This is a genomic window from Thalassotalea litorea (assembly GCF_005843925.1).
Taxonomy (GTDB): Bacteria; Pseudomonadota; Gammaproteobacteria; order Enterobacterales; family Alteromonadaceae; genus Thalassotalea_A; species Thalassotalea_A litorea_A.
Genome location: NZ_VCBC01000007.1, coordinates 72,996 through 92,029, shown reverse-complemented (window position 1 = coordinate 92,029; position 19,034 = coordinate 72,996). Strand labels below are relative to the sequence as shown.

Genomic DNA, 19,034 nt, shown 5'->3' with positions numbered 1-19,034 from the left:
GGCGGGTTCATTAACATTAAGGATTAACGGATTAAATAACCACGAAAGCAGTAAGGAAGTAAACGTGAGATCTAAAGGGAAATTAATTAGCTGGGATGCTAACAAGGGATTTGGCTTTATTGCGCCTACGACTAATGTGAGCGGCAAAAATGTATTTATCCACAAATCAGATTTTTCAAACTGCAAACGCACACCGCAAATTAACGATGTCATCACCTATACACTTTCCAGTGATAACAAAGGCAGAGCCTGTGCTATCGATGCTACGTTTTCCGGTGAAAAGCTCATCAAAAAACAGCCACAACAAACGAGCAAATTTAGTATCTACCTAGCCTTCTTTTTCCTAGTGAGTTTGACCTTTTATTCCATCTATGCAGGAATATCTCTAACGCTAGTTTTTATCTACCTTGGGCTAAGCGTATTTACCTATTTAATGTACGGCTGGGATAAGCACAAAGCTCAACATGGTGGCTGGCGCACATCAGAGAGCACCTTGCACTTATTTGCATTATTTGGCGGGTGGCCCGGCGCTACAATCGCGCAACAACTCATCAGGCACAAATCAAAAAAGAAGGAGTTCAGGTTATTTTTCTGGGTTACAGTGATTTTGAATATCGTTGCTGTGTGCTGGTTGTTAGGGCCGGATGGTATTGTAATTTTAAAAATGTTTGCTTAACTCGAATTGTGGGAATTCCCAGAGTAAAGATTTTGACAAATTGTAAGTATCGCGCACATTCTTTGATTTCCAGTGATGCAATATTGGTTGCACCATTCAAGACTTGACCCCAGCATTCTTACTAACTCATCATTGCCATATCATCGAAACTGGCAACGACAGTTCTCGATTCAAAGAATCATCGGCTGCAAAAATAAGAAAAAATAACTTGAGATATTTTCAAGATATTGGTCATAATAAGACCAACCTAGGCGGATCAGTTTTCAATGCAAATCGTGGATCAGTTTTAAGTGCAAATTAACAAAACAGAGTGTTATCAACGGTAATAAAAGTTCTTATACCGCAAGCTGAAGCCGATTAAACTCTGCTCTATTCAATGCTTAAGTTTAATTCAACTGTATCAGCTTTCTTATTAACTAAACTGATTAAGTACACAAACAATTTTAAGCTGAAATCAAGGAATGAATATGGCTAGAATACTGAAAGAATTATTCTTGTATACTGCTGATGAATCACACCAAACAAATCACGCTGCCGATAAAGACGGTTATGCAATTTGTTCTGAAAATATCCACTTAGACGATGAGTTTGTATATCTAGCAACAGGTGCAATTACTTGCTCAGAATGCGCAGAAATAATAAGAGTATGTAAAGGAATTCAAAACAGCGAAATATTGGACACTGTTAATGAGCACTCTTTCGCTCGGATTCATATACATTGAATGGAGTAAATTCAGTATATACGTCGTAACTCATACTCACCGTTGCGTTTGTTGACTTTCCCGATTTTCAATAGTACACATAATTCATTACATGTAGTGTAACTTTATGTACAACGGCCTATCCTGACCTTTTACAGCTGCATTGTTAGTTACAAGTAGCCAATTCATAGTAAATCAATTGACGTTGAGAATCATAAAACGCATAATGCGTCCTCCTTACAGGCTACATAGCTCAGTTGGTTAGAGCACATCACTCATAATGATGGGGTCCCAGGTTCGAATCCCGGTGTAGCCACCATGCGGACGTGGCGGAATTGGTAGACGCGCTGGATTTAGGTTCCAGTATCTTACGATGTGAGAGTTCAAGTCTCTCCGTCCGCACCATTTTTACTATACAGGGGTATAGCCAAGCGGTAAGGCAGCGGGTTTTGATCCCGTCATTCAGAGGTTCGAATCCTCTTACCCCTGCCAATTTCATTATCTTTGAAATTGCAAATCCTAAACGTGTCATTTCTTTCTGAAAAACTATGGTAGTATTAAATGCGATATTTAATTAAGTCAAAAAATAACAGGAAGTTAAATGTACTATCTAGATTATTCGGTGGTTGTAAAAGCACTTGATAAAGTAATAATTGAAAGAAAAAGCAAGATAGATAATGGAATAATTGGTACATTATATTGCTTTAAACACTCTTCTCAGCCTTCCGATAAAATTACAGAAAAGCGAATCCCATTTGACCCGAACAGGGTGACAATTGATCTAAATCATATATTTTCATTCTATGAAATTATTGAAGAGGATTTTGATCCAAAGTCATTTTTCATCCTTTCTAAAGATTTTGACTCTTCTATATTACAGCACTTAAAAGGTGAAAAGATCGATGCATTATCTTTAGCCGTTATTTTATTGCAATCAGAAGCATTCGAACAAGAATTGTTTGGTAGTGATTTAATATCATATTTTATTGAAAAGTTTAATTTACCTAAGGAGTTAATTGAAACTTGTTTTGAATCAACTAATGACTCAATTCAACTTGCTTACACCGACAAGCCAACCGATCTAAAAGCAAGACGAAAGCTTATCACGGAAATCATTCCTTACACCAAGAATAAACTTACTTTAGACTTGAAAGGTGGTTGGCTCAAAGTAGCTGCAGGTTCCTTTGGACAGGGGGCTTATGCTCAGAAGCTAACGACAACAAGTAATCTTAAAGACTTTATCTTTGTGCCCAAAGGAGAGTTGCAAGAATCACTAAGTTTCACAGAGCCAAAGGCCACTTCAGTAATTAGAACAAATGAATTAAATGTTCTTTTTTTTGGTCCATCAGGAACTGGCAAGTCAACAGAGGCAAGAAGAGAATTATCGCAAGATAAAGGGGTTGTAAGCCGAAATATTACACAAATTACATTTCATCCTGAATATAGCTATTCAGATTTTGTAGGAAGTTTAAAGCCAAATACTTTATATAAGAATAATATCGGCTCTTCATACTTTAGCTCACTTTCTGATAGTAAACCTATTTATAAAGATAAAGAGCCGGTTGTTGAGTTTAAATATGAACCCGGCCCATTCCTAAGTGCTTGTATAAAAGCGGCTAACGACGATCCATTAACACCGCACGCCCTGATAATTGATGAAATAAATCGCGGCAATGTACCTGAAATTATGGGAGATATTTTCCAGTTGCTTGATAGGGACTTGACCAATTATTCAAACTCAAATAGTGAGCTTTTAAAATATCTAAAAGAGCACGATAAGAATAATGTTTTTATTAATGGCCTTGTAATCCCAAATAATCTATATATTTATGCGACGATTAATCCCGCAGATCAAAATGTGTATCCTCTAGATACTGCTTTTAAAAGACGATGGAAACGTAGGTTTTGGGATATCAATTATACTCAAGAATACTGTAATGATTGGCGACTTTCGATTTGCAACAAAGATATACAGTGGCTCAGGTTTATTTCCTATATAAATTCGTATCTTACGACGAAATTACATTTATCAGAAGATAAGCAATTGGGGCAATTTTTTATTAAGCTCTCTTCCGAGAAGAATAAGCAAGAAATTGATGAAGAGACCTTAAAGGTAATTGGTTACTTATGGGAGGAAATTCCAAAAAGTAAGAGAGGGTTAATTTTTTCAGAAAACATCCATACTTTTAGCGATATATATAAACAAATAAATGCAAATGAACCCTTTTCAGTTTTATTTCATCAAGAATTAGCTAGCAACTTAAGCAAACTCATTACCCCCAAGACTTCCACTGATACAGATAATAAATAGCGTGGTAGGTAAAATGAGTTTAGTAAATATTCAAGTTGATGGTTGTGTGTTTCGATGCGAGGACTTATTTGCTGAAGAGCAAATAGCGAATTTGACTTCGAATAACCTCTTGAAATCAGCTTGTTCAGATAATAAATATAAGGTTAAAACAACATTCGTAGGCTGTATAGAGGTAGGCGATACTTTGTTAATATCATTACCTTATGGCATAACATCAAAACAATTGAATACAAATTATCCACATCAATTTAAATCACTGGTTGTAAAAGTAATAAAATCAATTAAACACTTCTCTCATCACTATTTAGGGAAAAACGAAATTGTTCAATCAGGTAAGCTTTCTGCAGCGTTGCTTATACTGGAAGATTATGAATTAAATGGCATTTTAACCAAGTATAACAAGCAAAACTTTGTTAGGGATAAAGGTAAAATTAACTGGAATAATACACTCAAGAAAAGTCAGCCATATAAACTTTCAAATTCTTGGATATATAAAGACTATTATAGAAAAACTAGTATGAAACATGATAATCATGAATTAACTTTAATTCATAATTGGGCTATTCATGAATCTTTAAATCTAGTTGAGTTTATTTCAGATGAGTTCAATTATGATAAGGATGACTTCGAATCTCACCTAACAAAAAGTGAAGTAAACGAAATAGTTTTCAAGCTATACCCTAAAACAACAAAGGATAGAGAGTTATATGTATTAGATTTAATATCGCAACTATCTAACGAAAAAGAGCAATATAGCATTAGTGCAATTTATACAAAAAACTTTAACTTAATTTGGGAAAAAGCACTACAGTTCACCTTGGGGCATGATTCAACTTTAAGGGAAGACATACCTAAAGTTAATTGGAATGATTGTAAGAAAATTACTGAAAAACTTGAAATAAAACCTAAAAACGAAGGTGGAGCCCCTGAAGTAGATATTATTTTCAAAAATAATGATCAGCTCCATGTTTTAGATGCTAAATATTATGATTTATTTAATGCAGGTACACGACCAGGGCTTACAGATTTGTGGAAACAGTTTTATTATGGGCAAGCATACCAGGCTATATATAATCTAGATATGCTACCCAAAAATGGTTTTATATTTCCATATTTCACGCTGCTAAATGAAAACTCATTTAGAATTTTCTCTGAGGTTTTATATTCAGTTGAAAAGGAAAGCGGAGCCTCAAAAGAATTAACCAAAATCCCTGCATTCGTAGCGTCAATTTCAGATGTCCTAGAGGCTTACTTATCTGATAAAAATTTAATCGATGATTATTTAAATGCCTCAATACAGAGTTAACCAGTCTTCTTCAATAAAGAAGACTCTGTGCTTTGTGCAATCCTTAGAAATTGTAACATATCAGATACAACAGACTCGACAACCTTCACGCAGACAGAGTTTCCTAGTTGCTTAAACGCTTGAGCATCTGAAACGGGAAACTCCAAATCGGACGGGAAAGCTTGTAATTTCAAACATTCTTTTACTGTTAAATATCTTTTTAGATCCCATAATTTCGGTCTTCTATTTGCAATTATAGCGGGAGCATAAGTATTCGAGTGCACATAATATGCCTCTTGAATCTGTGTTTTAGCGCGATCACCTATATGAAACCTTAAAGTTTTATCAGGTTTTAAATATGAGTAGACGCCAAACCTACCTTTCTTGGTGTCAGGAGCATATTTTGAATTATCATGTTGAACTCTTTTGTCTTCAAAGAAATTCATATTCTTAAAATGAAAATCAATGCGTTCAAGCTCAAAGTCTGCAATTTTATTTGATTTATTTATTTCAACACTGTCATCTATAATATCTAGAAGTTTTGGTTGTAAATTTAAATTACCCTTATTAAGAGAAAACTCTGAAATATCAGTTTTGATTAAATCATTTCTTATTCCAACGCAAAACCATCTTTCTCTGTATTGGGGAACACCAAAATGATAACTGTTTATAATATCATCGAATAGTGTATACCCTAATTCGGAAAGAGTATCGCGAATAACTTGAATAGTAGCACCTTTATTGTGGGACTTTAGTCCTTTCACATTTTCTAAAACTAAAGCTTGAGGCTTGTGGTGAGAAAGAATTTTGGCGACATGAAAAAATAAAGTGCCACGGGTTTTATCTTCAAACCCTTCATTTCTTCCGGCATAACTGAAAGGTTGGCAAGGAAAACCTGCAAACAAAATATCAAAATCGGGAATTGTATTTAATTTTTCTTCAGAGGCTGTAAATTCAGTAATATCTCCAAAAGGCTTTTCACCATACCAATGAGAGTATGTTTCCTGAACAAATTTATCACTGTCCGAAGAATAAACACACTTTAAACCCTGTTTTTCAGCGGCTTGTCTGAACCCTCCGATTCCGCAAAAGAGATCTATAAATCTCAGAGAGTTAGGTTCATTTTTTTCTGTTTTCTTTGCTGTTAATGGAACTATTACATCTTTCATATTATTATCACCCATTAGCCATTTTGACAAAGCTTCCTCACTTAAACGCCATTGTTTACCAACTTTTCGAGCGGGAATTTGGTTTTGTTTGATTGAACGGTAAAGAGTTGATTCAGAAATGTTCAAGAAATCAGACGCTTCTTTAATATTAAAAATTTTCATGCTGCGTGGCTTTTTTGATGCTCGTTTTTGGTCAACTTTATCATGTACTGTATATTCATACAATTGTTATTTTGATACTGTTTGAACCAGAGGGGGCAAGAATACCGATACTGAAAGTGAGAATATATAAATTTTTGTTGATCGTCGATTCAATGGCTACGTAGAGAGCTCAACCCTTGTCATCCGAGGCAATATGAAAAGCCCAAAACTTGATTTTAAGGTCAGGGTGAAGGTTGTAACGCATTGATTATAATGGATATTGTAGGGTGTCTTTATCTGAAGAGCGTTTAAGGTGAATTAGTTTCGACTAGATCTGACAGTTACCCAAAATCTGTTCAAGGGTGGATTCCTCATGTCATCACACTTATTCAGGCTAACGCCTAAACTTATTTTCTCGGTGATAAGCTAAATAGTCTTGGTGCTGTTTAACTAATAAAATATTCATATCTTTATGTATTCCTAATGTCTGACATTCCTCGAGGTATTCGGAAATCAGTATATGTCCTCTTTCATTAAAGCTGATGTAACCTAAATCAAAAGCTTTGTCGATGTTTGCGAGTAACAGCAGCCCATTGAATGGATCTAGACGTTCTTGATTGTCTGAGTTAGCCCAAGGTTTTATGTGTGAGGCTATTAGAAATGAGTAGTTTTGAAATTTGGTTACAGCACAACCTTGCCAATGACTAATTAATTCCTCTCTATAACGGCCTTGTCCTATTCGCGTATTAACCATGACTGTTTTTTGAGTGTCAGGAATGTTTTTATCTAGAATAATTTCATCAATATCATGTTGTACATCAGCTTGTGTAATATCGGATAAAAAGTCTCTATAGCTTCTGATGGCGGCGCTATACATTCCTTTGCCACGCTTGTCTTTTTCAACGAACTCTCTTACTTCATATGTTTTACTAACGACATTCTCATATTCAACATATGAACCAATACTCAATAAACTCTGTTTTGTTAAGCCGGCTTCATTTAACCAATTAGGAATAGAGTTTTTAAGGGCGCCAACATAGTTATTGATCGTTTTCTCTGATTTACCAATAGATTTAGCCCAGCGACCATATTGTACTTCTAGAGTGTCAAGGTTGGCTGTTAAAGCATTTCGCAAAATGGGGGCGGTATTGGGACTTTTAAGATATTCGAATAGAGCGTCATCAAGGTACGCAAAGTTTACAAGCTTACGCATGTTAGCATCTGAAGGTGATTTAGACGGTGACTTAAGTGCATCAAAAGAAGCTCGATTATCAGGTGAAACATTTAAATGCCAAAATCCTGACGTCTTCAAATGGTAAAATGGTAAAAATGGACTGTCTGTATCATTGCCCTGCTTTAACCTTACAAAATGCCAACTAAAACGCCTTTTTAATGTTTCATCATAGTGAATTCGATTATCACATATATACCCTTGCTCAATTAAATCCATGACAGCAAACATCATACAAATTTTGTGTGGGCTAGCTCTTCCTGAGGATTTATTAGGTCTTAGGCTTTGAAGTTTATCGTTATAAAATGCTAATGTCATTGAGTTAAAACCTCGTGTTCGTTACAAGGGATATTGTCGATATTACCATCCGCTTATTTCCCTAAAACAACTGTCTGCCAAACCACATTACCACGGCCTAATTGATCTCTTATTAAGTCAGTTGTTAATAAAACCGATAGACCATTGTCCGCAGCTAAATGGCACACCTCTTCAGTACTTAACTGAAATGCAGTTCTCCCATCACTGAACTCACCATGCCGTAAGGTAATCACTAGTTTACCTCCAGGGCTTAATAGTGATGCCATATTCTGCAGCGATATAGCACGTTCATCTGATGATAAGTGCATCCAAACTGCGCTTAGTAAGATCAGATCAAACTTAATATCTAGCTTTTTGATTTTCTCTAAGTCGGGTAATCTATCTTGATACCATGTTATGTTACATTTCAACGACTTTTCTTTAGCTAGCGCAATTAAAGCTTTAGCAGGTTCAACTGCATATACTTGCAATCCTTGCTCGGAAAGATAACGCGCATCACGGCCTGAACCAGCACCGACATCCAACACCATCCCCTGCTCTGGAATTTCTTCGAGCCAGTCTTTGTGCACCGACTCAAAAGGAACATTATCGTATTGCTCAGCGAGCGCTTCGGCATTGTTTGAATAATATAAGATGTTCTTTTCCATGAACGTTTAACGTCCTTCTGTCCAATTCCATTGACCAGAATCTATCTTATCTGAATTTCACTAGAAAATAACTTAGTTAATACCATTGGGGTTTCCAGGCGCGATCGATTACACCCTGGGCACAACTAAGACAATCACCAGGAAGATAAATAGAAAAATAATTAGAAAAATAAATAGGAAGATAACCAGAAAGGTAGCCACTGGCGATCACTTTTCATTGTTCTTTCAATGGGATAGCAAATATTGCCCCCCGCGATGCCTCTATCCCATCACTATCATTACCTCGTTCATAATTGGCATAGCCACTGGTGCCATCAAGATCTGCAAACTGGCACTATGTATAAAAAATGAACAGTTTAGTATCAGAGTAAGCCTTTATTTATTGCCCCAATAAGGACAAGTTGGGCATGCCGTAACGCGGTATGTTTCTGGACGAACTCTACACATATTGGCGAGCATAACTATCAAGTTGTAATGCATATAGTTATTGATTTCATAGTTAAAATACTAAATAAGGATCAAAAATGAATTGTTTCAACATACGGTCACTCGCCTTGGCGATGGCATTATCAACAGTTTCGATAGGTGCAGTCGCAGATGTTATTGAAGACTTTGAAGATGGAGATTTTGCCGGGTGGACTACCTCCGGCACGGTTGCCATTAATACCCAGAAAACCATAGGCAATTACTCAATGCGCCTTAGAGGTGGAGCCACTGCCGAGCGCAGTTTTGCCGCCGATGGCGATGTTACCGTGGCACTCGCGGCAACCAGTTTAGAAACCAACAACTTTTGTGATGTGTATGTATCAGAAGACGGGGTTAACTGGGGTAGCTCGTTAATTACCTTAAATAAAGTTCAGGATAATGGTACGTTCACTACCGCAACCACGACAACCAATGGTGGCACCACCTATATTCGTTACGTGCAAACCGGCTCTGCCGCCGATTATTGCTATGCCGATGGCATTAGTATTGTTGGCGCCGGTGTACCAACACCAAGTGTGGGTGTTTCTGGAAGCGGTAGTTTTGGCGATGTGTTAGTTGGCGATAGTGCCACGAATACCATTACCGTTAGCAATACCGGTAATGCCAATTTAGATGTCTCTGCTATTAGTGGCATCAGCGGTGCAAGCGCACCATTTAGCCTGGCCAACGATAACTGCAGCAACAGTGCTGTTGCACCTGACAGCAGTTGTTCATTTGATGTGGTATTTGCGCCAACAGCGGAAACAGCATCTTCTGCAACGTTGACGATAGCCAATAACGACAGCAACCAAACGGTTGCATTGAGCGGCACCGGGACAGGCACGCCACCGGAACCACCAGAGCCGACAGGGGATTTGCATGTGTTCACCGGCAGCGGTAACGTCGCACGTACTGCCTTGACGATAAATGACTTAAACGGATCTAGTTTAAGTGTGATGGACTTTTCTCATTACAGCCATGGTGTTGCGGAAATTGATGCGGATAATTCTAATGCCCAGGAACCCACCAATACCTTTGAAGGCCGTCTGGTACTTAATGGTGGCAATGCCACAGCATTAAACTTTAACGAACAAACCTCAGGAAGAGGGCAAGCGGGCAATTATAATAGCCCAGGAACACTACCTGCTTTTGATTTTGAGTTTGTGCAAATTGGCTCGCATATTATTCCGAAAACTCGTGGTTTAATTGTCAGTGGTAATATTGGCTCGCCCGATTTTCAGGACTGGAACTATATTCTCGAACCTGGCCGAGTATGGAATGAAACCAATGACGCCGGTTATAGCCGGGTAGCTATCCCGTTTGCCTTGCAGGAAAATCAGGCCAACTGTACTCACAACGGGGTGATCACCTTCGCCTTTAAAGATGACGGTTCAATTACCAATGCTGCCGTGCAAATTGGTGGTGAGACCTGCTTATATTTTCAATATGACTTAACCGGTTTAGTGTCTGCCAATTATGTACAAGGAACTGTCTCCGGTGCGGCGACCATCATCACGGATTATGAGGCGGAAGTGGCCAATCGTATACCGGTAAAACCGATTGCGGAATTAGCAACGGATTACCCTGCGAGTAACGTAAACGTGGCAAATATTGGTTCCGAGCAATCGTCTGCACCTACCACCCATGGGGTGTTGTACAACGGTGTGCATTATGCCGGCGCCTGTAGCACTCGCCATGGCGACTACCCATTCTGTGAAGTCATGAGTTTGCCTTCGTATTCTACTGCGAAAACGGCGACCGCTAACTTTGCTTTCGCGTTACTCGTTGAGCAAAATAGCGCTGCCCGCAATATCATGGTTTCGCCAAATGTAAGCGAGTGTCAGGATGGCATTAATGGTACCAGTTCTATCTGGAGCGATGTTTCCGTAGAAAATGCTCTGGATATGGCGACGGGTAACTATCGCTTAGCGTCTTATCAAGGAGATGAAGGCAGTACTGCCGTGGTTAACGAGTTTTTCTTAACCTTTACTCATGATGAAAAAATCGCCCATTCCTGTGAACGTTATATTCGCAAATCCTTACCAAACACCCACTTCTCGTATCATTCATCAGACACTTACATAGCGGGTGTGGCCATGGATAACTACAGCAGCGGCGATTTGTTCGACAAGCTGGTTGATGAAGTGTACAAGCCATTAAACCTTAGTCCGGTAACATACACCACAGTGCGAACGGAAGGCTCAGTAGCCGACCCGTATTGGAGCCATGGTTTAACCTGGCACGCGGATGACATGATTAAGCTTGGTCAGTTTATTAATGACCGCGGCGTGATTAATGGTCAGCAAGTGTTAGATCCGAGCATTATGGATGACATGCTTGTCAAAGGCGGCGATCTTGGTTTAGAAACCTATGGTTCTGAATCTAATTACCTGAATGGGGTTTGGACATATGATATGGGGCAACGCTCTTCTCCGCTGTGTCCGGTAGGTTCCTGGGTGAGCTACATGTCAGGTTACGGCGGTATCGGTGTGGTTATGTTTCCGAATGGCGCAGTTTATTATTATGTGAGTGATAGTGACGCCTACGCGTTTGGTGGTGCGGAAGCGGAGCTGCATAAAATTAGCAATATCTGCGGTAATTAATACCTAAAACTTTCTAATGCAGAGCCCCGTTGGCATTCAGTCCGCGGGGCTTTTTTGCTTGTTATCTTAAGCTCCATCGCAATGACGTTTGCTTGGAGCCGGGCAGGAATACCAAGGTGGTTCTCAAGTCATTTTACCTATATGGTTAGATTATCTTTTGCACAATTTTTACTGCAAACCTTTTACATGGAGAGTTTGAAATGTTTTTAACCAGGTTGAAAAACTATTTGCTGAATAAAAATTTCGGTTCGTTTTTAATCGAGTTTTGTATCTTGATACTGGGGGTGTATTTGAGTTTGCAGGCTAACGAATGGCAGAACAATCGAGCAAACCGAGCGTTAGAAGTACAGTACCTTGATCGCCTGCAGAATGATTTTCGAAAAAGTAGCGAGGGACTGGAAGAAAGCATTCAACGAATCGAATTGTCGCTTGAAAAAATATCCTTCGGGCTAAGCATTTTAACCAAAGAGACTCGCAACGAAGAAGATTATCACAAGGTTTTTGAAGCGCTGCAAAGCTCATCGATTACAGGCAGCTTTTCGGTTTATTTAGGTACCTTTGAAGAATTAAAAGATACCGGTTATATGCGTCTGATCGAATCGCGAGAATTGCGGGAGAATTTAGGTAACGTCTGGCAAAAGAAAGTTTCAATTTCTCAAATTACCAACATCCGGAATTTGCTGCGCAGTGATGCATTCCCAGTGATGGCCAAATACATTAAACCCCTTGAAGGCAACCGAATCACATTTGATTCAGAGTTAGTAGAGCAAGATCCCAGAGAGTTGTATGTTGCTATGAGTATTATTCTTTCAAATTTAAAATACGATTTAGAAGATTCGAAAGAGCTGCATGAGACTATAAACAACTCTCTTGTTGTCATTAGCAATGAGATTGATGCGAAGAGTTAACCGAATACATTGAAGGCCTCATGCTGTGGGCTCGGCTTTGATTTCCAGTCGTGGCTGGAAATGACGGTTGAGAGTCTGGCGTTTAGGAGAATGCGAGTACTAGGAGCGTAGGCGTGCTAGGAATGCAATGTGCTGCTTTGGAAGATGGGGTCAGCGCATGAATCGGATAAATTGACAGTGTCGATTCAAGATCTGACCCCGGTTATTCTGGCCACTGCTGTTACTGCGCTAGCATCGCCAAAAACTCATCATGGCTTGGCAAGCTGTCGACAATGCGGGAATAGGCATTTTCGATTTGCTGTAACTCAGAGATGATTTCCCTGGTGGAAAATTGCGTGGTGAGCGGGTGTGTGGTTTTTGGCAACATGCCCTGACCATTTAACACCGATAACCAGTTTAACTCACTGAACAGCTCATTGTTCTCCCGGAACAGGTTGCCGTTTTGCTGATACATTGCCATTTTATTTTGCAATGAATCCGGCACGTCCATGTTTCTGCAATAGTCCCAGAACGGGCTCTGATCGTTATCGGTAAGCTTGTAATGCAGGATAACGAAATCGCGGATTGATTTGATTTCGTCATTAGCGAAGCGATTGTAGGCATCAATGTTCGATTGATTAAAGTTTTTATCCGGGAACAAGCTTAGTAAACGGAATATTGCCGACTGAATCAATTGCAGGCCGGTAGATTCCAGTGGTTCGATAAAGCCCGCCGAAAGGCCAATGGCCAGACAGTTCTTTCTCCACGGCTCAGGACGACAGCCGTTTACCCAGTGCAAGTGATTTGGCTCGGTAATAAGCTCTTCATTGACCAATGACTGCAGTTTTTCAACCGCCTGCTCCTTGGACATAAAGCGGCTGGAATAAACCAGGCCATTGCCCATTCTATTTTGCAGTGGGATTTGCCAGCGCCAGCCATGTTCATGGGTGATGGCTTTGGTATAAGAATTTATTTGTCGCTGACTTTTCGACTGGATAGCAACGGCGCTATCGCAAGGCAGCCAGTGTCGCCAGTCTTCATAACGGGCATGTAAGGTTTTCTCGATAAGCAGCGCTTTAAAACCCGAACAATCGATAAAAAAGTCACCGGAAATTTCCCGGCCATCATCAAGGACTAAGGACTGGATAAAGCCATCGCTGTTTAACCGCGCCTGCTCAAATTTTCCTTCAATGCGCTCAACACCACGCTGTTCGGCGTATTGGCGTAGATATTTGGCATAGGCAACTGCGTCGAGATGAAACGCGTAGTTTAAGTGATCGATGGGAAAGTTAGGGATATTGAGCTTAGGGCTAAATTTGTTCTGCTGCGCCGCCATCCCTTCCATATTGTATTTCACTAACTCGGCGACATCTTCACCGGCGAGTTTGGCTTTTAACCACATTTGATGAAACGGAACACCATTTTTATTCAGGCCATATGGGCCAAATGGATGCAGGTACTTGCCACCTTTAGTCCAGCCTTCAAACTCGATACCTAACTTGAATGTGGCATTGGTGGCCTTAATCAATTCCTGCTCATTAATCTCTAAAAAGCGATTGAAGTCGTGAATGCCGGGTATGGTTGCCTCGCCTACAGACACAGTACCGATTTGCTCAGATTCCACCAAACAGATGTTGAAATGATTGCTCGGCAGGGTATTCGCAAGTGCGGCTGCGGTCATCCAACCGGCGGAGCCCCCACCTAAAATAACGACATTAAAGGGTGAGGCTGATGGTTCGTTTTCTTTCTGTGCTGTGGAATTTGTCTGCATTGTTGTTCTTGTTTTTAGTCTGTGGCGATGAAAAATGGCATGGGGTTAGAGCGTGAATCGCAATATTGGAATGGCAAGATTCAAGATCTGACCCCAAATACACTATACCCAGATTAAAGCGCTTCAGAAAGCCCACCCACCATATTCATAATATGCAGTTTTTTGGGGAACCCTAAACATTGGCACGCGATTAGCGATACAGCAAGGTTGGCAGCCACATGGATAATTCAGGGATAAAGGTGACCAACAACAATACGATAACTAATGGTATTAAAAATGGAATGGTGGCTCTGGCGCAGTCTTCAAAAGGCACATTAGAAACGCGCGAGAGCACATAGAGCACCATACCAACGGGCGGCGTTAACAGGCCAATCATCAGGTTCAATACCATCATCACGCCAAAGTGCACGGGATCTATGCCTAAGCTAATGGCGATCGGCAATAACACTGGCGTTAATATGGTGATGGCGGCGATGGTTTCCATAAAGCAACCGACCACAAACAGAATGAGCGTCATCAACAACAAGATGGCAACTTTACTATCAGTGACGGTTAGCATCCAGGCGGTGAAGTCTGCGGTTACGTGTTGGCTGGTCAATACCCAGGAAAATATTGCGGCACCGGCAATGATCATCAAAATAATGCTGGTGGTCTCTATGGTTTCCATGCTGACTTGAACCAGCTTTTTCCAGGTTAGGGTACGATAAACAACCGTACCTAAAAATAACGCATAGGCAGTGGCAGCAATAGCCGCCTCGGTTGCGGTGAAAATGCCGAACAGGATGCCGATTATGATGATGACCGGTGTCATTAGTGATAAAAACGCGGCCTGAAATGTGGTCGTTAAGCGAGTCATACTAAAACCGGCATCTTTGGGGTAGTTGCGCTTTTTAGCGTAGTACCACACCATCGCCATCAGTGCGATGGCCATTAATAAACCCGGGATAAAGCCTGCAGCAAATAGCTGACCGATGGATGCACCGGCCATTACCCCATAAATAATCATCGGTAGACTCGGAGGGATAATCGGCCCTATGGTGGAAGATGCGGCAGTGACACCCACAGAAAAACCCGCATCGTAGCCTTTTTCGCGCATGGCTTTGACTTCGATCGCACCTAAACCACCGGCGTCAGCAACGGCAGCGCCGGACATTCCGGCAAACATGATCGAAGCACTTACGTTGACATGCCCTAAACCACCGCGCAACCAACCGACCATGGCATTCGCAAAATCGAAAATGCGGCTGGTTATGCCAGCGGAATTCATTAATGCGCCGGCCAGAACAAAAAACGGAATGGCAAGCAGTGGAAAGCTATCGATGCCGCCAACCATACGATGCAGTACCACTAGCTCTGGTACTTGCCCGTAGACAATGATGGCCAGTAAGGCGGAACCGGCTAATGCAAATGCAACGGGAAAACCGAGAACGATCATGACAAAAAGAGAGATAAAAAGCGTTGCGATAACCATAGGTTTTCCTATCTATTTTCGGATATTGGTTGTAATGAACGTTAGTCCTGGTTGCATGAGGGTGATTGCTCTAAGAGTTGGTTTGGCTGTTTCAATAGATTCAGGAGAAGCTGTATGCTTCTGCCTAACATAATGAGCAGGCTTGCCAATACAATCCCATAAAGCACACTGATAGGTACATCGAGTGACGCCATTTTGTGAATGTGTAATTGCGGTATGATTTGCGCAGCAAAGTAGGCGAGCGTAGCAATCAATAAAACGTTAAGGGTTGCAATAAGCTGATAGAGGCGAAAGGAGACTTTGGTCGGTAACCATCGATGAAACAGGGCAACAAAAATATGGCTATTCTTGCGAATGCCGATACAGGCCCCCATAAAACCCAGACAAATGAGTTGATAACGCGCCACTTCTTCGGTCCAACCCAGAGGCGCGGCAAAAATAAAACGACTGATAAACTGGGAAAATACGGTGATCGCTAATAGCCAAAACAGGGCAAATGCAATCCAGTCTTCAAAGCGATAGTTGGCATAGTCAAATACAGGCTCATCGTCTTGATGGAAGCTTAACGTGGTCGAGCTATCCGCATTTTCTGCGGCTGAATTATTGGATTTTTTGTAATCGGTCATAAAATTCAGCACCTAATTGATGTTTAATCGTTGCATGTTGAGGAAGCGTTTTCTCGCGAAACAATGCCCTGTCTACCGTTAACACCTTGGTTCCCTGCTTTTCAAACCAATCGATTAACGCCAGTTCCGCATGACGCGTGTCTGCAGATACGCCCTGTGCAGCCTGTTTCAATACCGAGGCAAAAATCTGCTTGTCCTGTTCGCTCAGAGATGACCACAATCTGTGGCTCAAGACCGTGAGGATGGAACCTTGCAAATGCCCCGTAAGACTAATATATGCTTGAACCTCATAGAATTTTTTCGCTTTAATGGTCGGTAGCGGATTTTCCTGCGCATCTACCACACCTTGCTGTAACGCTAAATAAACTTCGGAAAAGGCGATCGGGCTAGGGTTTGCACCGACGGCCAACGGAAACATTTTGTAGATGCTGGCATTAGGCACACGCAATTTAAGGTTTTGCATTTGTGCTGGCGTGGTTATCGGTTTATTGGAGGTTAAGTGGCGCTGCCCATAATAATTATTACCAATAACCTGATTGCCATGGGTGGCCTGTTTATAGCCTGCAATCATTTCATTAAACAACGGGCTTTCGGTAAAGCGTTGCCAGTGCTGATAATCACGGAATATATAGGGCAGTTCTGAGAGTGACATTGGCGGATACGTTTGCCCGGCAAAGCTGGTGCCCGTATAGATAATATCCAAAGTACCTAAGGTTAAACTTTGGTTGAGCTCGGCTTCTTTGCCCATGATTGAGGTTGGGAAAACATCAATGTTATAACGACCGTCTGTTTGCTTATGAATTTGGTCAGCTGCCCAGAGCGCCCACTTGTGCAGGGGTTCGGATGTTTCGTATACATGGCCCCAGGTTAATCTTTTCACCTCTGGGTGTTCGGCACTGGCATTGCCAGAAACCATTGCATAGGCGCTAATCAGCAGTACAGACAATGCCCACAGCGCTCGGCTCGTGTTAACCTTGTTTTCTGTTACTACAGGGCGTGACTTATTAACAAAAAAGTACGAAACAAAAGACATGAATAGAACGTTGTTATTGTTGTTTAATGTTAACAATTAAACATTAGTTGCTTGAAAAAGCAACGCTAAGGCCGAAAAAAGGAACAAAAAACAGACGCGATAGCGCAGGCCTAGCCGTGCAGGCGGCTGTGCAGATACCTGTGCAAGTACCTGTGCAAGTACCTGTGTAAGTACCTGTGCGAGAGGCTGTGTTAGATACTATACAAGAGGCGGTGTTAAATACTAGGCAAGTAGCTTTGCATGAATTCGAGCAGCCCCTCTTATCTCAGGTGTTTACAGCGCCTCAGTAAGCCCTTCAACCATATTGATCACTTGTTGCATCTGCGCACCATCACGGGATTGATATTCCGGTCCCGTATAACCCCACCAATCCCAACAAGCATTAGGGTTTAATGGCGCATAGCTGGATTTAGTTTGTGGATACAAAACGACGATATTGTTGGTGGCGGCCCAAGGGTTTAGCCCACTATCGGTGATATAGGCCTGATCGATTGCTTCGGCATTTTGTTTACAGCCATGTAATGCAATGTGTACTCGGCATTCTTTACCGCTCGCACAGCTGTCAGGAACGAAAGCATAACCAGTGTCGGCAAGCGTATTGTCCTGACCTTCACTGACGAAATCTGCCTGGTGAATTTCAATCACTTTTCCGCTGTTCGATTCGGTCTCAGACATCGTCTGAACTTTGTTATTAAGCTTGCCATATAAATGCGTTAATAGTTTGCCGGCTGCATCGTAGTCACATTGATTGATAAAAGGCTCGGCGGTGGTGTCGCATTGTACGCCACTATTTTCAGTTGGGAAGCCATGACCAACCTTGATATTAAATTCAGCGGCTGGCGCGGCTCCGAGCTGAGTATAGAAATCAACACTGGCCTGTGTCACGTTGTCGTTAACACGGTTGTCGGCGCTGCCATGGAAAATCCAGACGGGGTGATTTTTGATATTGTTAAGCGATGCAATACTGCCCTGCTCCTCCGCCTGTTTCGCAAGTTCGATTAACGGCGCAACATCCATGGGTTTTTTAACGGTCATACAAGCACTTAACGCGGTATTGAGGTCGCCTTTAGCACAACCATATGGGCCACCGGCAAGTAATGCTGCACCCTTAATTTTATCGGAGTAGGCGATGTGTAATTGATGCGCCATATAGGCGCCGGAAGATAACCCGGAAACTGTGGTTTGCTGCAAATTCAGATTCAAATTCCGGCTCGGCATGTTCTTCCCATCCACATTATCATTCAGGTTTGCAGCTGGTGATGATTCGGTTGGGTTGTCCTTTAAAGGTTTTTCACTTTCTGTGCATGCTGCCGTGGTCAGGGCAACGGCAATCGCCATTAATTTAATTTTCATCGTTCTGTTCATGGCTTTCATCCTAGCTTTCGTCCTGGTTTTATAGTTGTTGTTTGAATTGTTTCAATATTTCGTGCTTTGTGATGCATTTAACCACGCTAACACTAACCTACTGAAAAAAGTATCGACATCCAATGAGCACCGTCCAACCGGCTTCTTTAAATCCTGCTTCATCAAATCAATATCATTAATTCAATATCATTAAATCAATATCATTAAATCTGGGTCATTAAAAAGCAGGTTTATGGTTTTGAGTTTACTGGCAATGTGTGCAATTTAAATGGTGTTTGCCTAGTACTTTAGTACTGTATTGAGTTCATACGAGTGAACCTTTTTTATCGGGAAA

The 19,034-nt window shown here is 41.1% G+C and carries 14 protein-coding genes, 3 tRNA genes and 1 pseudogene; 10 read left to right on the top strand and 8 right to left on the bottom strand.

Annotated elements, in window-relative coordinates:
* Window positions 1-64: 64 nt before the first annotated feature.
* The 8 genes and pseudogenes from FE810_RS08395 (at window position 65) to FE810_RS08360 (ending at window position 4,994) form a co-directional block, all read left to right on the top strand.
* Window positions 65-676, top strand: coding sequence for a DUF1294 domain-containing protein (locus FE810_RS08395; RefSeq protein ID WP_138319603.1), 612 nt, complete (start codon window positions 65-67; stop codon window positions 674-676).
* Between the two features lie 103 nt (window positions 677-779).
* A pseudogene (locus FE810_RS17315) lies at window positions 780-860 on the top strand (ATP-binding protein); the annotation flags it as partial.
* Between the two features lie 283 nt (window positions 861-1,143).
* On the top strand, window positions 1,144-1,398 hold the full coding sequence (locus FE810_RS08385) for a hypothetical protein (RefSeq protein ID WP_138319602.1): 255 nt from the start codon (window positions 1,144-1,146) through the stop codon (window positions 1,396-1,398).
* Between the two features lie 221 nt (window positions 1,399-1,619).
* Window positions 1,620-1,696 (top strand) — tRNA-Met (locus tag FE810_RS08380).
* A gap of 1 nt (window position 1,697) precedes the next feature.
* Window positions 1,698-1,782: transfer RNA gene (locus FE810_RS08375), tRNA-Leu, on the top strand.
* A 12-nt stretch (window positions 1,783-1,794) separates the two neighbouring features.
* Window positions 1,795-1,869 (top strand) — tRNA-Gln (locus FE810_RS08370).
* A 109-nt stretch (window positions 1,870-1,978) separates the two neighbouring features.
* On the top strand, window positions 1,979-3,688 hold the full coding sequence (locus FE810_RS08365) for an AAA family ATPase (protein WP_138319601.1): 1,710 nt from the start codon (window positions 1,979-1,981) through the stop codon (window positions 3,686-3,688).
* 13 nt (window positions 3,689-3,701) lie between these two features.
* Window positions 3,702-4,994, top strand: a complete 1,293-nt coding sequence (locus tag FE810_RS08360) for an LlaJI family restriction endonuclease (protein WP_138319600.1) — start codon at window positions 3,702-3,704, stop codon at window positions 4,992-4,994.
* On the opposite strand, the gene FE810_RS08355 is transcribed toward FE810_RS08360, so the two are convergent.
* From FE810_RS08355 to FE810_RS08345, 3 genes are all read right to left on the bottom strand, one after another.
* Entirely contained in the window at window positions 4,991-6,304 is a 1,314-nt protein-coding gene (locus tag FE810_RS08355; protein ID WP_138319599.1) for a DNA cytosine methyltransferase, read from the bottom strand. The two genes, FE810_RS08360 and FE810_RS08355, sit on opposite strands and share 4 nt — an antisense overlap.
* Before the next feature lie 373 nt (window positions 6,305-6,677).
* The gene (locus FE810_RS08350) at window positions 6,678-7,832 is read right to left on the bottom strand and encodes an HNH endonuclease (protein ID WP_138319598.1); all 1,155 of its coding nucleotides are present in this window, start codon (window positions 7,830-7,832) and stop codon (window positions 6,678-6,680) included.
* A 53-nt stretch (window positions 7,833-7,885) separates the two neighbouring features.
* A complete protein-coding gene (locus FE810_RS08345) occupies window positions 7,886-8,479 on the bottom strand; it encodes a class I SAM-dependent methyltransferase (RefSeq protein WP_138319597.1) in 594 nt (197 codons plus the stop codon).
* A gap of 524 nt (window positions 8,480-9,003) precedes the next feature.
* On the opposite strand from FE810_RS08345, the gene FE810_RS08340 reads away from it, so the two are divergent.
* Together FE810_RS08340 and FE810_RS08335 are read left to right on the top strand one after the other, a co-directional pair.
* The gene (locus FE810_RS08340) at window positions 9,004-11,547 is read left to right on the top strand and encodes a choice-of-anchor D domain-containing protein (protein ID WP_138319596.1); all 2,544 of its coding nucleotides are present in this window, start codon (window positions 9,004-9,006) and stop codon (window positions 11,545-11,547) included.
* A gap of 200 nt (window positions 11,548-11,747) precedes the next feature.
* The gene (locus tag FE810_RS08335; RefSeq protein WP_138319595.1) at window positions 11,748-12,455 is read left to right on the top strand and encodes a hypothetical protein; all 708 of its coding nucleotides are present in this window, start codon (window positions 11,748-11,750) and stop codon (window positions 12,453-12,455) included.
* A gap of 220 nt (window positions 12,456-12,675) precedes the next feature.
* Here the strand turns inward: FE810_RS08335 and FE810_RS08330 are convergent, their stop codons facing one another.
* The 5 genes from FE810_RS08330 to FE810_RS08310 form a co-directional block, all read right to left on the bottom strand.
* Complete coding sequence (locus FE810_RS08330; RefSeq protein WP_138319594.1) at window positions 12,676-14,205, bottom strand: tryptophan halogenase family protein; 1,530 nt, start codon at window positions 14,203-14,205, stop codon at window positions 12,676-12,678.
* A gap of 190 nt (window positions 14,206-14,395) precedes the next feature.
* Window positions 14,396-15,676 (bottom strand): TRAP transporter large permease, encoded by a 1,281-nt coding sequence (locus tag FE810_RS08325; RefSeq protein WP_138319593.1) that lies wholly within the window; start codon window positions 15,674-15,676, stop codon window positions 14,396-14,398.
* Window positions 15,677-15,717: 41 nt separating this feature from the next.
* Window positions 15,718-16,302 (bottom strand): TRAP transporter small permease, encoded by a 585-nt coding sequence (locus tag FE810_RS08320; protein WP_138319592.1) that lies wholly within the window; start codon window positions 16,300-16,302, stop codon window positions 15,718-15,720.
* The gene (locus tag FE810_RS08315) at window positions 16,277-17,335 is read right to left on the bottom strand and encodes a sialic acid TRAP transporter substrate-binding protein SiaP (RefSeq protein ID WP_246036991.1); all 1,059 of its coding nucleotides are present in this window, start codon (window positions 17,333-17,335) and stop codon (window positions 16,277-16,279) included. The genes FE810_RS08320 and FE810_RS08315 overlap by 26 nt, the downstream gene beginning before the upstream one ends.
* Window positions 17,336-17,608: 273 nt before the next feature.
* Window positions 17,609-18,700: an extracellular catalytic domain type 2 short-chain-length polyhydroxyalkanoate depolymerase gene (locus FE810_RS08310; RefSeq protein WP_171022310.1), complete on the bottom strand. Its 1,092-nt coding sequence runs from the start codon at window positions 18,698-18,700 to the stop codon at window positions 17,609-17,611.
* Window positions 18,701-19,034 lie beyond the last annotated feature (334 nt).

Excerpts from the sequence above, each read along its gene's own strand:
- FE810_RS08385 (WP_138319602.1), top strand. The coding sequence starts at position 1,144 with ATGGCTAGAATACTGAAAGAATTATTCTTGTATACTGCTGATGAATCA.
- FE810_RS08365 (WP_138319601.1), top strand. The coding sequence starts at position 1,979 with ATGTACTATCTAGATTATTCGGTGGTTGTAAAAGCACTTGATAAAGTA.
- FE810_RS08360 (WP_138319600.1), top strand. The coding sequence starts at position 3,702 with ATGAGTTTAGTAAATATTCAAGTTGATGGTTGTGTGTTTCGATGCGAG.
- FE810_RS08355 (WP_138319599.1), bottom strand. The coding sequence starts at position 6,304 with ATGAAAATTTTTAATATTAAAGAAGCGTCTGATTTCTTGAACATTTCT.
- FE810_RS08350 (WP_138319598.1), bottom strand. The coding sequence starts at position 7,832 with ATGACATTAGCATTTTATAACGATAAACTTCAAAGCCTAAGACCTAAT.
- FE810_RS08345 (WP_138319597.1), bottom strand. The coding sequence starts at position 8,479 with ATGGAAAAGAACATCTTATATTATTCAAACAATGCCGAAGCGCTCGCT.
- FE810_RS08340 (WP_138319596.1), top strand. The coding sequence starts at position 9,004 with ATGAATTGTTTCAACATACGGTCACTCGCCTTGGCGATGGCATTATCA.
- FE810_RS08335 (WP_138319595.1), top strand. The coding sequence starts at position 11,748 with ATGTTTTTAACCAGGTTGAAAAACTATTTGCTGAATAAAAATTTCGGT.
- FE810_RS08330 (WP_138319594.1), bottom strand. The coding sequence starts at position 14,205 with ATGCAGACAAATTCCACAGCACAGAAAGAAAACGAACCATCAGCCTCA.
- FE810_RS08325 (WP_138319593.1), bottom strand. The coding sequence starts at position 15,676 with ATGGTTATCGCAACGCTTTTTATCTCTCTTTTTGTCATGATCGTTCTC.
- FE810_RS08320 (WP_138319592.1), bottom strand. The coding sequence starts at position 16,302 with ATGACCGATTACAAAAAATCCAATAATTCAGCCGCAGAAAATGCGGAT.
- FE810_RS08315 (WP_246036991.1), bottom strand. The coding sequence starts at position 17,335 with ATGTCTTTTGTTTCGTACTTTTTTGTTAATAAGTCACGCCCTGTAGTA.
- FE810_RS08310 (WP_171022310.1), bottom strand. The coding sequence starts at position 18,700 with ATGAACAGAACGATGAAAATTAAATTAATGGCGATTGCCGTTGCCCTG.